Genomic DNA, 14,087 nt, shown 5'->3' with positions numbered 1-14,087 from the left:
TCCCCGTGAGCTGAGGTGCTCGTAGGTGCTGTTCGCACCAATACCGGCTTGACCGAATAACACCATCATGGTGTCATTGCTTCATGCTCTACGCTACGCCGAACCTGCAGGACGTCGACCAGGCCGTCCTCGCGCAGATCGAGCAGATGCGGGACCGGCTGCGCCTACACCTGCGCACCCCGCGCCGCTGGGAGGGGCAACTGCGCCGCAACCTCACGGCGCGGGCGATCGCCGGGTCGAACACGATCGAGGGCTACGCGGCGAGCGTGTCGGACGTCGAGGACATCATGGTCGGTGAGGTGCCGATCGAGGCCAACGACACCGTCGCGGCCGAGATCGAGGGCTACCGGCAGGCGATGACCTACATCCAGCGCCTTGCCGAGGCGGGTGACGACTTCGCCTACAGCAAGGGGCTGCTCAACTCGCTGCACTTCATGATGCAGGGTCACCACCTGCTCAAGCGCCCCGGCTGGTGGCGCAGCGGGCCGGCGTACGTCACCTCGGCCGAGGATCCCACCATCGCCGCCTACACCGCCCCCGATCCCGAGCAGGTACCCGCTCTGACCGGCGAACTGGTCGAGTGGCTGAACGAGGGTGACCTGGACGCGCCTGGCCTGGTACGGGCCTCGATGGCGCACCTGAACCTGGTCGCCGTCCATCCCTGGTCGGACGGCAACGGCCGGATGTCCCGCGCCCTGCACACCCTGGTCCTCGCCCGCGAGTGCATCATGGCACCGGAGTTCTCCAGCATCGAGGAGTGGCTCGGCCGAGCCCGCAACACCTACCGCTACTACGACATCCTCGCCGACGTCGGCGGACCCGTCTGGACCCCCGAGCGCGACACACTCCCCTGGGTTCGCTTCTGCCTGCGCGCCCACCACCAGCAGGCCCAGACCGTCGAACGCCAGGTGAACACCACCCGCGAAGTCTGGACCGCCCTCGACCAGGCCGTCGAACAACGCAGCTGGCCCGACCGCATGCTCTACGCCCTCTACCCGGCCGCCATGGGCAACCGCATCCGCCGCGCCACCTACCAGGCGGACGCCGAGCTGAGCGAGCAGCAGGCACAACGGGACATCCGCGAACTCGTCCGCGCCGGCTGGCTCACTGCCAAGGGCGAGGCCCAGGGCCGCTACTACACCGCAGGTCCCGACCTGCCCCAGGAGATCACCCAGGGCGTCCGCGAGCCCAAGCCGCTGCGCGATCCATACGCGTGAGACGCGTATGAGGTCAGTCCTTCTGTGTTCGGCGAACGCCCAGTCACGCGCCGACCCACTGCCGGCAGGGCCTTTCAGCCTCCCAGCCAACTGAAACCGAGGACGACCAGAACCAGGGCGATGCCGAGCAGGGCGAGCAGGATCGGGGTCAACACCAGGACCAGGGCGCCGAGTTCACCGATCCGCGCCAGGACGGACGTCGCGCTGCGCGGCGCGTCCTGCCCGGCCTGGCGGCCCCGGCGTCCGGGCTCCCCGGACTCCGACTGGCCCGACGGGTTGGACGTACGCCGCCTGGAGCCGTTAGCCACCGATGCCCTCCTCGTGTCGTCTGCCCCGCACCGTAGCATCTACATCCGTGTAGAAATAGGAAGCCGACTCCAGGTTCGCCAGCCTCTCCACTGCCATGGTGCGTCTACGGGAATGTAGACGATGAATCCGGGAGGGACCAGGAGGGGCCCCAGGCGCGACGGCGGCGCCTGCGGTCAGGCCACGACGGACGCGGTGACCAGGGCGGAGGCCACTCCTCCCGCGCCGACCCCGGGGCGGGCGAACAGCTCCCGCCCGCTGCCCGGGAACCGCCGCCCGGGGCCTATCCCAGCGGCCGCAGCCGCACGGGAAGCGACTGGTGACCGTTGGAGATGAGCGATCCCAGCGGCTGCAACTCGGCCTCGGAAACCGCCAGTTCGACGTCCGGAAAGCGGGCGAACAGCATCCGCAGGACGGCGTCGGCCTCCAGCCGGGCGAGCGGCGCGCCGAGGCAGAAGTGGACCCCGTACCCGTACGCCAGGTGGTCCTTGTTGGCGCGGGTGACGTCGAAGTCGTCGGCCGTCGGTCCGTGCCAGTCGGGGTGACGGTTGGCCGCCGCGTAGGAGGCGAGGATCGCCTCGCCCTTGGCGATGAGCTGCCCGCCGGGCAGGGGGATGTCGGTGACGGCGTAGCGCAGCGGCAGGTGCTTGACGGCCGGTTCCAGCCGCAGGGTCTCCTCGACGACGTCCTTCCACGCCGCGCTGCCGGTCCGGACGTGGTCGAGCTGCTCGGGGTGGGTGAGCAGCAGGGTGATCGCCTGGTCGATCAGGTTGACGGTGGTCTCGTACCCGGCGCTGATCATCAGCAGCAGTGTGTCGCGGAGCTCCGCGTCGGACAGGCCGCTCCCGTCGCCCTCCTCGTCGCGGGCGGCGAGCAGCAGCGAGGTCGTGTCGTCGCCGGGGTCGGCGCGCTTGGCGGCGATGAGCTGGTCGAGCGCCGCGTACAGCGCGGCGGTGTTGGCGGTCGCCTGCTCGGTGGTGAGGGTGGTGTCGAAGACGCCGTCGACAATGCCGCGGAAGGCCGCTCGCTGGCCCTCGGGGACGCCCATGAGGTGACTGATCACGGTGATCGGGACCGGATTCGCGAGACGCTCGCGCAGGTCGACGGTGTCGTCGGCGGGGAGCGCGTCCAGGTCGTCCAGGATGCCCGCGACGACGCCCTCCACGACCTCGGCGAGCGCGTCGACGCGACGGGCGCTGAACGCGGGCGCGATGATCCGCCGCAGGCGCCGGTGGTCGCCCCCGTAGGCGGTGAACATGTTCTGCACCCCGATCCACAGGGCGAGCGGCCACGTCTGCACGACCTCGGCGAAGGCGGGCCAGTGGACACGGGCGTCCTTGGAGACGTCGGCGCTGGTCAGCAGCTTCTTGAGCAGCGCGGGATCGTTGACCGACCAGGCGGTCACGCCGAGGATGTCGACGCGGACCGCCGGGCCGTGACTGCGCAGCTGCTCGTGTTCGGCGTGGTGGTCCGCGCCGGCGGGGTCAAGGACGATGGGATCGGGATCGGGATCGGGGACGGTGGGCGCGGTGGGCTGGTGCGGCATGCGAGATCCCCCAACTGACGCTCGATCGTTGGTTGTTGAGCCATCAGTCATTATGCAGGGGGTCGCTACGACGACGAAGTGCTCCGCCCGGGCGGCGTCACGTCTTTCGCCGCCGGAGCGACGAACCGTCACGGACCAGGAAGAGGAGCGCCCCCAGCGCCACGGCCAGGAGAGCGAAGAGGCCGTTGCGCCCGTCCAGCTTCCCGACGATGGTGGACCACAGACTGGCGCCGGGCGGGGTCCCGCCTGCGACCTGGAGCGGAGTGGGCGATCCCAACCAGATCGCGCCCGCCCCGGCCCCTGTGTCGCTCTGCGCGGTCGGGTTGCTGAGGGAGGCGGCCACGTCCTTGTCCACGGTGGAGTCGTCACTGACCTGTTGGATCGGCACGCTGGTCAGGTCCACTCCGCCGTAGACGTAGGAGACCTCGTACAGGGAGCCTCCCCGGTTCTCCGTGCGGGTGATGTGGTACTCGCCCTTGGTGTACGACTGGACGTAGCTGTTGAAGGTGTCGATGGGCTTCCAGCCGCTCGCGGTCGTCCACGAGTTGATGTCGCCCTGGTCGATCAGGTTCTTGTACGTGGTGCTCTGCTGGGTGCTCAACTGCCGGTACCACTCGGCGGCGACGCGGGAGAGGTAGACCCGGCGCAGGTCCGCGTAGGCCGGGGAGGTGTTCACTCGGTTGACCAGTTGTGGCAGGACCAGACTGCGGAAGAGCGCCTGGTTGTGGGCGTTGGTCGCGTCGCCCTGCTGGGGGCAGGTGCTGGCCGACTGCTGCCCGGGAGCGGTCTTGAGGTAGTCGGTCTCCATCTTGACGTCCAGCGGCGCCTTCAGGATGTAGAGCTTGCTCCCGTCGGAGTGGACCTGGGCGGGGGCGGGCACGATCCAGACGCGCGACGGAAGGCAGTCACCTTCGAGCTGGGACCAGAACTGGTCGCCGAGCGGCGTGCCCGGGTGGATCAGCGTGCCGACGTCCTTCTTCAGTTGCAGATCCGCCTGGAGCATGATCCGCCCGACGTCGGTGCGGCCCATGGAGGCGTCGACGATGCGGTCCGGCTCGGTGGGATTGAGGTTGACCCAGAACGTCGAGGGGTCCAGTTCGAGCCAGACGAAGAACGCGTCCGACGAGAGCTTGGCAGCGGCCAGGCCGGTGGCGGTGCGGTTATCGCCCTGGACAGGGTCCTGCTGCGCGCTGAAGGCGTACTGAAGGCCGCTGCCGTCGCCAGGATCCGAGAGATAGCGCAGTTGCAGGCTGGAGAAGTCGATTCCTCCCGGAGCGGTGCCGGGCATCCCGAGCATCTGACCGAGCCCTGTGGAGGCACCGGAGTTGGTGCCGGAGCCTGCGGTGGGCTCACCGTCGCACGGGTCGCCGGCTGCCTCGGGCATGAACTCGGGCATCAAGTCGTCGGTGGTCACGCCGGGGACCTGTGAGCCCTGCGCGTGATCGCACGGCTTGCTGAAGACAAACTCGGAGCCGAGGATCTTGTTCGCGTTGCCAGCCGCCGCCAGGGCCTGCTTCCCGGCGTCCGTGAGAGAGGCCTCCAACGCCTTGGCGGTTGCGGTGTTCCGATCCTTTTTGAGCGCTCGGTAGCTTTCCTGTAGCCGACCGACCTGGTAAGTCACGGTCTTCTTACTGAGGCCCTTCTCCGCCCCTTGATTCCTGATCAAGGTGACGGCCTTGTTGAGAGCGGCCGTCTCGGCGCTGTTCAGACCGTAGGCATAGCCGTAATAGGTGAGTGTTCCCGGGTCGTAGAACTGGGCGCATGCCGGGCATTGCTGACGCTCGGACGCCCCGGTGAGTTTGGCCCCCAAGTCCACATGATTGTCGATCAGAAGCCCCTGGAGCACGGCCTCGGAATGCTCGTTGTTCGGGATGTTGAGTGCGCTCAGCGCCAGGACCCAGCCCTGTCCAGACTTCGTCAGTGCAGCGTAGTCAGCGGGCTTCAGATAGGAACCCACGGCGGAGAGGGCGACCATCTGGCCTTGCCAGTCTGGCCCGTCGGCTGTGGCGTGGTCCTGCAGAAGAGCCTTGAGTTGACCCTGGGTCAGTTTCCGCGGGTCGATCAGATCCGAAGCTCCGTTCCGGTACTCGTTGAACGCTTCGATCCGCTCATCCGCCGGCAGGACGTTGTAGACCTCGAACCGGAGTTGGAGCACCGGCAGCAGAAGCGGACTGGTCAGCGGGTTCGGGAACTTCTTGGAGAGGTCTGTTCCGTCGGCGGAGCCCGGCGGCCTCTTGCCGTCGGCCGTTCCCGGTTGCGCCGCCCCGAGCGACACCACGAGCACCAGCAGCAGGGCCACCAGTCCCCGCACCAACAGGGACAGGCTCCTAACGCTCTCCCTCATGGCGCCCTCCCGTGGTCGGGCGGGGCACACCCGCCGCCCTCAAGTAGTCGACCAGGGCGGGGCTCGGTCCGACCTGGCCTGTTGACGCCGAGTCAGATCCCTTCTCACTGCGCCGGAACGCGCCCCATGCGACGGCGACGAGCGCCCCGAGGCCCAGCGCGTCCACGATGCCGGCGCCCACCAGCGACGTGCTCGTGGAGCAGGTGCTCGGGTGCTCCAGGTCACTGATGTTCACCGACGGCTTGTAGCCGATGCTCACGTCACAGGCGGAGGCCTGCTGCGGGCTCAGCAACACGAAGGTGCTGACCAGGAGGGCGGCGCCCACGCCCGCACGCAGGGCGAGTAGGCGGGCGGTCCGATACGCGGTCCTGCGGGCGGTCATGAGGTCACCGCCGGAACGACGTTCTTCAACCGCAGTACTCGTGCGCGCAACTCGTCCCCCTGTGATGTGACGGCCGGATCGTTGTCCGGGTCCTTCTGGGCGTGCCAGCTCGCGAGTTCCAACTGGGCCGACTGCAACCGGTGCAGGACCAGCGCCGAGCGTCGGCCGTACCAGCGCCAGGTGCTGGCCAACGCGCCGAGCCTCAGCGCGGGCGAGGCCAGGACCGTGAGCTCGACCGGCGTGATCGCCGCACCCACGGCGGCCTCCGCGTCCAGGGCGTCACGCAGTGCGGGAGCCCGCTCCCGCAGCCCCAGCACCAGCAACGCCACGGCCAGGCCGATGAAAGGCAGTTGCGGCAGCAGCCACAGGAACGGCGAGACCACCAGGGTGTCGAGCGCGCCACCGGTGGTGACATGGCTCGCCAGCCGCGCGGAGATCCACCCCGAGAGCGTCTCGGCGCCCACGGCTCCCCCGCCCGCCGCCAGCAGGCTCAGCCCGGTGACGAGCACACACCGCCGCGAGTTGGCGGCGATGGCGAACCCGGCCCCCAGCAGCGCGCCGAAGGCGACCTCCCCGCCGAGCAGACCGATCGACTGCCGGATCCAGTACTCGAACCCGCCGCTCGACCCCAACGCGGACCCCAGCGAGCCGTAGATCTGAATGAACAGGATGCTCTCCACAAAGCTGTACCCGAGCCCCACGGCCGCCCCGAGCGTCAGACCGGTGACGGCGTCGGTAACGCGGTAGCGGAAGAGCAGGAGCAGCAGCGCGACGCCGGCGCCGATGGCGAGCGCGTCCACGATGCCGAGGTGCACGAGCACCAGGTTGATCATCTCGTTGGTGTTCTTGAGCATCGCGTTGATGTCGGTGCCGGACGTCTTGCCCAGATAGCCGTTGATGGTGCCGAAGGCCAGACCGGTGCAGGCGCGGCCGAAGCCGAACACGATCAGTGCGCCCCAGCCGAACGCGGTCAGCAACGCGGCGCCGGGCACCCGGCCGAAGCGCACCCCGCCGTACAGCAGGAGCAGCACGAACGCCGTGCTGGGCACGCAGGCGAGCGCCGTCGGGAAGAACCCGAACACGACCATCAGCGAGATCAGCCCGAACGGCAGGAACAGGCACCCCAGCGTCAGCCAGGTCAGCAGGCCCGAACGCCGTTCGTTCGGGCGCAGCACCGCCGCGAGAACCTGGAGCAGCACGGCTGCCCCGATGCCCACCAGCACGGCCCAGAAGACCGCCTCCGGCATGGACAGCAGTTGACTGAACGAGCCGCCGAGTCCGGGCATCTTGGCGAGGTCGGCCGGCATCTTGTAGAAGATCGACAGGGCCGGCTCGTCGGGCAGCACATGAGGCCTGATCAGATTGAGCGCCAGCTCGACGATGTACAGCGCGATGGCGATGCGCGCGATCAGCAGGGCCCTGGCGCGCACCTGACGGTCGGTGCGCAGGGTGAGGGCGAGGGACGAGAGGGAAGGAAGGCCCTTCACGATCCACCTCCGGACAGGTCAGGCTGGCCCGTGGGCAGTCCCGCGGTCGGGAAGTCGCTGGGCAGGTTCGTCGGCAGGCCAGTCGGCATCCCGGTCGGCATATCCGTGGGCAGCCCCGTGGGCATCCCCGTCGGGAAGCCGGTTGGGAAGTCCGTCGGGAAGGAAGTCGGCAGCGCCGTCGGCAGGTTCGACATCGACGGCATCTGCGGAACAGTCATCTGGTTGGATCCGCTGAAGTCCACGGCGAGCGAGGCGATCAGCAGCGCCACGCCGGTGATCCCGCCCGCCAGGACGAGCCGGGTCTGGATGGTCGTCACGGGTTGCTCCCGTCGTGTGTGTTCTTGTTCAGCCGCCGGACCCCAGCCGCCCGGGCCGCCCGCCGTGCGGCGGTGGGATCGGCCTGCTTGACCTGCTCGGCCTGCTCGACCAGCTCAGCTGCTGGAAAGAGCTGTGTGGTGGTGTCGTTGCTGTCCTCCATGGGACAGCCCCCCTTCTGTCGACCACACCGACTCTCCCGCCGTCCGCAGTCCCGCGTAACCTGAGGGCCCTCAGGGTCGCTCCGCCCCGCTCCGCCAGCCCGGTCATGAACATGCCCGCCGCTGCTAGAATTCTGAATCTTCTTCAGGTGTGCGGACGACGTGGGGCGGGCGCGCGGCAATGGAATCGGTCATCATTCAGCTTCCTGACGCTCCCGGGGTGGGTCCCGTGCGGCAGGGCAGGCCCCAGCAGTTGGTGCTCCACCCGGGCAAGACAGCCACGTTCGGGCGGGGGTCGGTGGAGCGCCCGGTCGACATCCCACTGTCCGGCGAGGGCATCTCCCGCTTCGCCGGGGAGATCACGGCCGGCGACGACCACTGGCGGCTGACGAACTTCAGTCCGCAGACGACCTACGTGGTGGAGAACCTGGAGGGCGGCGGCGGATACGTCAAGGTCACCCCGCGCAGGCTGGGCGCGCCCATCCCGTTCGAACTGTCCCGCGTGGTACTGCCGTTGACCGACGGCTTCGTCCGGTTCACCGTCTTCGCCGCGCGCCACACCTTCCTCGACCCCGGGCCGGAGCCTCCCGTCGGCCGCACGACCGAACTCACGCTCACGCCCTTCGCGCTCGACCCCACGGCGAAGTACTTCCTCGTTCTGCTCGCCCTCTGCGAGCCACGGCTGCGCGACCCCTCCAGCCTCGCCATCCCCACCGTCGGCGAGGTCGTCAACCGGCTGCGCGCCCTTCCCCAATGCCGCGATCTGACGGTGTCCGCCGCCAACTTCCACATCGACTACCTGGCGGGTACCAAGCTCAAGGTGCGCGAGCGGGCGGGCGCACAGGACAGCCCGCGCCTCGACTGGAAGCGTGAGGCCCTCGTCTCGATCGCGCTCCGCTTCGACCTGATCCAGGAGAAGGACCTGGAGATCTTCTGGAACGCGAGGGCATGACGACGTGAGATCGCGAGCAGCGACCCGCAGATATGACGGTGCGTCATATCACCTGCCGCAACGGCACCCCCACGATGGAGTGACGCAACGCCCCCGGATGGACGGCCAGGTCAGCCGACCGACCGGCTCGCGGTGGCGAGCGGCCGTGACGCCTGGATGTACTGGTCGGCCCAGGCGCTGATGATGCGGGCCGCCCGCTGGGCCTGACCCCGTGCGGTCAGCAGGTGGTCGGCGCCTTCCAACGAGATGAAGCTGCGCGGGTGTTGCGCCTCGCGGAAGATCTCGCCGGCGTTGGCGATGTCGACGGTGTCGTCGGTCGGCGAGTGCATGACCAGCAGCGGCATGTTCAACTCCCGTATCCGGTCGCGGAGACGGGCCTGGCGGACGTCGTTGACAAAGGCGCGCTTGAGCGTCAGGGTCCGACCGCCGACGAACCACTCGTGCTGCCCCTCGCTGAGCACGCGCTCCACCACCGCGTCGTACTGGTGCTCGACATGGCTCGGGTCGGAGGGCGCACCGATCGTGGCGACCGCGTGGAGGCCGGGCGCGTCGGCGGCTGCGGCGATGGCGGCGGCGCCTCCCCACGAGTGCCCCACCAGCAGGTCCGCCGGGGTGCCGCGCTCGGCCATCAACTGTGCCGCACGGACGGTGTCCTGGACCTTGACGGTGAAGGACCCGTCCCCCCAGTCACCCCCGGAGTCGCCGAGCCCGAGGTTGTCGTAGCGCAGCATGCCGATCCCCTCGCGCGCCAGCTGCTTGCTGACGCGCGAGGCGGCCGGGGAGTTCCTGCCGAGGGTGAAGCCGTGGACGAAGATGCCCCAACCCCGGATCTCGCCTTCCGGCAGCTCGATCGACCCGGCCAGCTCGGGACCGACGACGCTCTTGAATCGGACTTCTTCAGACATGGGGTGATCGCCTCGGTGGGAACCGGTCGTGCGGGCAGGGGCAGTGAAGGGAACCAGGATCAGGGCAGCAATCTTCCCGCTGCCCTGATCCGCGACGGTGTGTCCGGTGTCACACCTGCTGCTTACCGGAGTTCGGCTTGCCGGTGAGCAGCCTGGTGATCTCGTCGGCGCGGTCCGCGGTGAGCTCGCCCCAGCCGTCCTTGTAGCCGTAGACGCCGCCCAGAGTGCGGGCCTCGTAGTCGCCGTTCATGATCTCGATGTCGTCAGGGGTGATGAGCCCCGGGTGGGCGACGCCGACGGCGGACGAGACCTTCATCAACTCCCGACGCAGCGTCCGCAGGTAGACCGCGGCCCGGGTGGACTTCGAGGTCGGGTCGATGCCACGGGCCAGCCAGGGGTTCTGGGTGGCGATGCCGGTGGGGCACTTGTCGGTGTGGCACTTCTGCGACTGGATGCAGCCGATCGACAGCATCGCCTCACGGGCCACGTTGATCATGTCGGCGCCGAGCGCGAAGGCGACCGCGGCGTTCTCCGGCAGGCCGAGCTTGCCGGAGCCGATGAAGGTCAGGTCGTCGGTCAGCCCCAGCTCCGCGAAGGTGCCGTAGACCCGGGAGAAGCCCATCCGGAACGGCAGCGACACCGAGTCGGCGAACATGCGCGGCGCCGCGCCGGTGCCGCCCTCGCTGCCGTCGACGGTCACGAAGTCGACGCCGCGGTCACCGCGCTCCATCAGCGTGGCCAGCTCCTGCCAGAAGCCCATCTCGCCGACCGCGCTCTTGATGCCGACCGGCACGCCGGTCTCGGTGGCGATCAGCTCGACGAAGTCGAGCATCGAGTCGACGTCGCTGAACGCGGTGTGCCGCGACGGGGAGGCGCAGTCCTTGCCCTCCGGTATGCCGCGGATCCTGGCGATCTCCGGGGTCACCTTGGCGCCCGGCAGCATGCCGCCCAGGCCGGGCTTGGCGCCCTGGGAGAGCTTGATCTCGATCGCCTTGACCGGCGCGCTCTCGACGACGTCCTTGAGCTTGTCGAGGTTGAAGGTGCCGTCGTCGTTGCGGCAGCCGAAGTACGCCGTCCCGATCTGCAGCACGAGGTCGCCGCCGCTGCGGTGGTACGGCGAGAGGCCGCCCTCGCCGGTGTTGTGCATCGTGCCGGCCTGCGCCGCACCCTTGTTGAGCGCGGTGATGGCCGCGCCGGAGAGCGAGCCGAAGCTCATCGCCGAGATGTTGACCACGCTCGCCGGCCGGAACGCCTTGGCACGCCCGCGCGGCCCGCCCAGCACCTTGGCCGAGGGCAGCGGGGCCTGCGGGTCGTGCAGGTCCGGCATGGCGCCCGCGAAGGTGCGCTGCTTCAGGTAGGCGTGGCCCTGGACGTGCTCGACGTCGACCTCGGTGCCGAACCCGAAGTAGTTGTTCTCCTCCTTGGCCGACGCGTAGATCCAGCTGCGCTGGTCACGACTGAACGGACGCTCCTCCTCGTTGGAGGTGACGATGTACTGCCGCAGCTCCGGCCCGATCGTCTCCAACAGGTACCGGGCGTGGCCGAGCACCGGGAAGTTCCTGAGCAGTGCGTGCCTCTTCTGGACAAGGTCGCGGGCAGCCACAAGCGCCACTGCTGTTGCGGCGACCGCGCCGATCCTCCGGGCCTGCATGAACGTTCCTCCTCGATGCACGGCTTCCTTGCCGTGCGGTGGACACCGTTGTGTCGTGTTGCGCGCTGCCGGGTGCGGCGAGGGTCAACGAGGAACGATATTAAGAGGCCCTAGTGACCGGCCGGTGGCCAGGGTGTGGCTGGGGATGCTGATCCGTACGCCCGCACGGCCGCTCGGGGGCGGGCTCGTGCTGCCGCACCAGGGCCGTCGTCACAGCCCCGACCAGCGCACATCCCAGCGAGACCCGAGAAGTTGAACACCACGTCGCAAGCCCGCGTGTACGTGCACGCCTGATCCGGAGGAGCCGAGTCAGGTCACCCCTGGTGTGCGCGGCGGCCGATCAGGTCGGCGAGCAGGGCCAGGGGTGGCCAGTCCGCGTGGCCGCGACGGGTGACCGCGAAGGCGCGCAGGAACACGTCCGGCGCGGTCAGGGGCAGGAGCCGGACGCCGGGGACGGTGGGGCGGTCCAGCGGCAGCAGGCCGACGCCCAGTCCGGCGGTGATCATGTCCTCGACCAGGTCGAGGCTGTCGGAGCGGTGGGTGATCCGCGCGGTGAAGCCCGCCATCGAGGCGAGCGTGCGGATGACCGTCTCGTCGGCGGTGTTCCGGGAGTTGCCGATCCAGTCCGCCGCGCGGAAGCGGTCGAAGACGTCCACGGACGTGGCCGCGCGGGCGTCGGACCCGTCAGCGTCGGAGGCCGGGACGCCGAGACCCCAGGCAACGGTCCACAGCGGAGCGGCGATCAGGGCCGGGTCGGCGGTCGCTGGCGCGAGGTTGTAGTCGTAGGTGAGCGCCAGATCCACCTCGTCCGCCGCGAGCAAGGCCAACGACTCGGCGGGCTCGTGCTCGCGCACGAGGACGCGCAGGCGCGGGTACTCCTCCGCCAGCTGCTCGATGATCGGCAGCACATGCGCACGCAGCGCGGTGGCGAAACCCGCCACTCGTACCGTGCCGCTGGGCTCCGCACCGGGGGCGAGGTCGCGCTCGGCCGCGTCGACCGCGGCCAGGATGACGATCGCGTGCTCGACCAGCCGCCGACCGGCGGGCGTGAGCCGGACCCGCCGGCCCTGCGGCTCGATCAGCGCCGCACCGGCCTCCCGGGCCAACGTCGCGATCTGCTGCGACACCGTGGACGTGGTGGTGTGGAGCGCGTCGGCCACGGCCCGCATCGAGCCGAGCCGGGACAGCTCCACCAACACCTGCAGTCGCCGCGTCTCCATCCCGCCATTCTTGCGGACCGCACGCCTAATCGTTCGCAATCTCCGAACGGTCAGTCCGTGATCCGCGCGTGGACGCGAACGGTTGCCGCGCGGTGTACTCATCCCATGAGCGCCACGACCCACTCCCCCGAGCCTGTGACCAGCACCTCCGCGTCCCGCGGCAACGCCGCCCGCGTCGGGACGCTGATGGGCGTGGCCTCCATGAGCACCGTCCAGCTCGGATCGGCGCTCACCGTCCCGATGTTCGCGCAGCTCGGCGTCCTCGGCACGGCCGGGCTGCGGCTGGCCTGGGCCGGGATCGTGCTGCTGGCGCTGGTCCGGCCCCGTCGGCGCGACTTCGCGGGCCGCGACCTCACCGCGTGCGTCGGCCTCGGCGTGGTGACGTCCGGGATGATGATCTTCTTCGCGCTCGCGATCGCCCGGCTCCCGCTCGGCACGGCCAGCGCGCTGGAGTTCCTCGGCCCGCTCACGGTGTCGCTCTTCGGTCCGGGACACGGACGCCGGGTGTGGACGGTCGCCGCCGGACTCGGCGTTGCGCTGCTCACCGAGCCCTGGCACGGCGGCATCGACGCCCTCGGCCTCCTCTACGCGCTGGCCGCCGCCGGGTGTTGGGCGGCGTACATCCTGCTCACCCAGCATGTCGGCGACCGGGTCACCGGCATGAGCGGGCTTGCGGTCTCGATGCCGGTGGCGGCGGTGGTCGCCATGCTCGTGGCCGCACCGACGCTCGGCGGCAGGCTGGCGTGGGGGCCGGTGCTGATCATGCTCGGCCTCGCCGTGCTCAGCCCGCTGGTGCCGTTCGCGCTGGAATTCCTGGCCCTGCGACGCCTCACCGCGTCGTCCTTCGGCACCCTGATGAGCCTGGAGCCCGCGATCGCCCTGCTGATCGGCGCGATCGTGCTGCACCAGATCCCGGGCGCGGGCCCGGCGCTCGGCGTCGCGCTGGTGGTGACCGCCGGAGTGGGCGCGACCCGCAGCGGCGCCCGCCCGGAGCCGACGCAGGAGGCAACCGTCCCCGAGGAGCAGCCCGCCCTCGCGGGCGCGGGTGGCAACGCCTGAGCGGCTCCCGGGAGTTGCCGACAACGGCTCAGTCCTCAGCGCGTCGCCGCCGCATCGTCGCCGCGGCGACGCCTAGTCGAGGAGTGCGCGGAGCTTCTTCGGCGCGAGCATCCGGTAGCTCTCGGTCACGAGCTCACGGACCTCTTGCCAGTCGGTGTGATCGCTGAGCAGCACCACGATCCGATCATGGCCGGCCGGCGAAGCGAAATACGGGTAGCCAGTGGACAACAAGGCCTCGCGGTCACCTGGAGCGGCACGCAACACCAGCAGCGGAACGGGCTCACCGGTCCGGCCCTCGCGTGCCACCAGCAGGCAGAACGACCTCCGGCGGATGTCGAACGAATGCGCCGTCGATCTCGCGCTCGTTCGTGACTCGTCGAAACGAACCGTCACCTCGGGCAGCGCCAGACACAGCCCTCGAACCCGCTCTTCGATGTCCTCCGGGACCTCAACAGGCGCACTCATGTGAGCACTCCGGCGCGCCCCCGACGAACCACGGTTGTTCCCATGCCACACCGACAGCCTATCCGGGGTCGTATGGG

General features: G+C 69.6%; 14 protein-coding genes. 3 read left to right on the top strand and 11 right to left on the bottom strand.

Annotated features, from left to right (window positions below):
* The first annotated feature begins 83 nt into the window (after positions 1-83).
* A complete protein-coding gene (locus ABH940_RS24520) occupies positions 84-1,217 on the top strand; it encodes a Fic family protein (protein ID WP_370106178.1) in 1,134 nt (377 codons plus the stop codon).
* A 74-nt stretch (positions 1,218-1,291) separates the two neighbouring features.
* Here the strand turns inward: ABH940_RS24520 and ABH940_RS24515 are convergent, their stop codons facing one another.
* The 7 genes from ABH940_RS24515 to ABH940_RS24485 form a co-directional block, all read right to left on the bottom strand.
* Positions 1,292-1,525: a hypothetical protein gene (locus ABH940_RS24515; protein WP_370106177.1), complete on the bottom strand. Its 234-nt coding sequence runs from the start codon at positions 1,523-1,525 to the stop codon at positions 1,292-1,294.
* A 281-nt stretch (positions 1,526-1,806) separates the two neighbouring features.
* Positions 1,807-3,069 carry a cytochrome P450 gene (locus tag ABH940_RS24510; RefSeq protein ID WP_370070787.1) on the bottom strand — a complete coding sequence of 421 codons (1,263 nt, stop codon included), beginning with the start codon at positions 3,067-3,069 and terminating at the stop codon, positions 1,807-1,809.
* 97 nt (positions 3,070-3,166) lie between these two features.
* The gene (locus ABH940_RS24505) at positions 3,167-5,413 is read right to left on the bottom strand and encodes a hypothetical protein (protein WP_370070789.1); all 2,247 of its coding nucleotides are present in this window, start codon (positions 5,411-5,413) and stop codon (positions 3,167-3,169) included.
* The gene (locus ABH940_RS24500) at positions 5,397-5,795 is read right to left on the bottom strand and encodes a hypothetical protein (protein WP_370070791.1); all 399 of its coding nucleotides are present in this window, start codon (positions 5,793-5,795) and stop codon (positions 5,397-5,399) included. The genes ABH940_RS24505 and ABH940_RS24500 overlap by 17 nt, the downstream gene beginning before the upstream one ends.
* Positions 5,792-7,282: a PrsW family glutamic-type intramembrane protease gene (locus tag ABH940_RS24495; RefSeq protein ID WP_370070793.1), complete on the bottom strand. Its 1,491-nt coding sequence runs from the start codon at positions 7,280-7,282 to the stop codon at positions 5,792-5,794. Before ABH940_RS24495 ends, ABH940_RS24500 begins: the two co-directional genes overlap by 4 nt.
* Positions 7,279-7,599, bottom strand: coding sequence for a hypothetical protein (locus tag ABH940_RS24490; protein WP_370070795.1), 321 nt, complete (start codon positions 7,597-7,599; stop codon positions 7,279-7,281). The genes ABH940_RS24495 and ABH940_RS24490 overlap by 4 nt, the downstream gene beginning before the upstream one ends.
* Positions 7,596-7,760 carry a hypothetical protein gene (locus ABH940_RS24485; RefSeq protein WP_370070797.1) on the bottom strand — a complete coding sequence of 55 codons (165 nt, stop codon included), beginning with the start codon at positions 7,758-7,760 and terminating at the stop codon, positions 7,596-7,598. The genes ABH940_RS24490 and ABH940_RS24485 overlap by 4 nt, the downstream gene beginning before the upstream one ends.
* Before the next feature lie 179 nt (positions 7,761-7,939).
* Between ABH940_RS24485 and ABH940_RS24480 the strand changes: the two genes are divergently transcribed.
* Positions 7,940-8,710, top strand: a complete 771-nt coding sequence (locus ABH940_RS24480; RefSeq protein ID WP_370070799.1) for a serine/threonine protein kinase — start codon at positions 7,940-7,942, stop codon at positions 8,708-8,710.
* A gap of 110 nt (positions 8,711-8,820) precedes the next feature.
* On the opposite strand, the gene ABH940_RS24475 is transcribed toward ABH940_RS24480, so the two are convergent.
* From ABH940_RS24475 to ABH940_RS24465, 3 genes are all read right to left on the bottom strand, one after another.
* A complete protein-coding gene (locus ABH940_RS24475; RefSeq protein ID WP_370070801.1) occupies positions 8,821-9,615 on the bottom strand; it encodes an alpha/beta hydrolase family protein in 795 nt (264 codons plus the stop codon).
* A gap of 109 nt (positions 9,616-9,724) precedes the next feature.
* Positions 9,725-11,266, bottom strand: a complete 1,542-nt coding sequence (locus ABH940_RS24470; RefSeq protein ID WP_370070803.1) for an FMN-binding glutamate synthase family protein — start codon at positions 11,264-11,266, stop codon at positions 9,725-9,727.
* A 314-nt stretch (positions 11,267-11,580) separates the two neighbouring features.
* Positions 11,581-12,486, bottom strand: coding sequence for a LysR family transcriptional regulator (locus tag ABH940_RS24465; RefSeq protein ID WP_370070805.1), 906 nt, complete (start codon positions 12,484-12,486; stop codon positions 11,581-11,583).
* 105 nt (positions 12,487-12,591) lie between these two features.
* On the opposite strand from ABH940_RS24465, the gene ABH940_RS24460 reads away from it, so the two are divergent.
* On the top strand, positions 12,592-13,545 hold the full coding sequence (locus tag ABH940_RS24460) for a DMT family transporter (RefSeq protein ID WP_370106176.1): 954 nt from the start codon (positions 12,592-12,594) through the stop codon (positions 13,543-13,545).
* 72 nt (positions 13,546-13,617) lie between these two features.
* Here the strand turns inward: ABH940_RS24460 and ABH940_RS24455 are convergent, their stop codons facing one another.
* Positions 13,618-14,010 carry an MmcQ/YjbR family DNA-binding protein gene (locus ABH940_RS24455; protein ID WP_370070809.1) on the bottom strand — a complete coding sequence of 131 codons (393 nt, stop codon included), beginning with the start codon at positions 14,008-14,010 and terminating at the stop codon, positions 13,618-13,620.
* Between the last annotated feature and the right edge of the window lie 77 nt (positions 14,011-14,087).

The organism is Streptacidiphilus sp. BW17, assembly GCF_041262485.1.
Taxonomy (GTDB): domain Bacteria; phylum Actinomycetota; class Actinomycetes; order Streptomycetales; family Streptomycetaceae; genus Streptacidiphilus.
The sequence above is the reverse complement of the archived record's forward strand: the minus strand, read 5'-3'. Positions and strand labels throughout refer to the sequence as shown.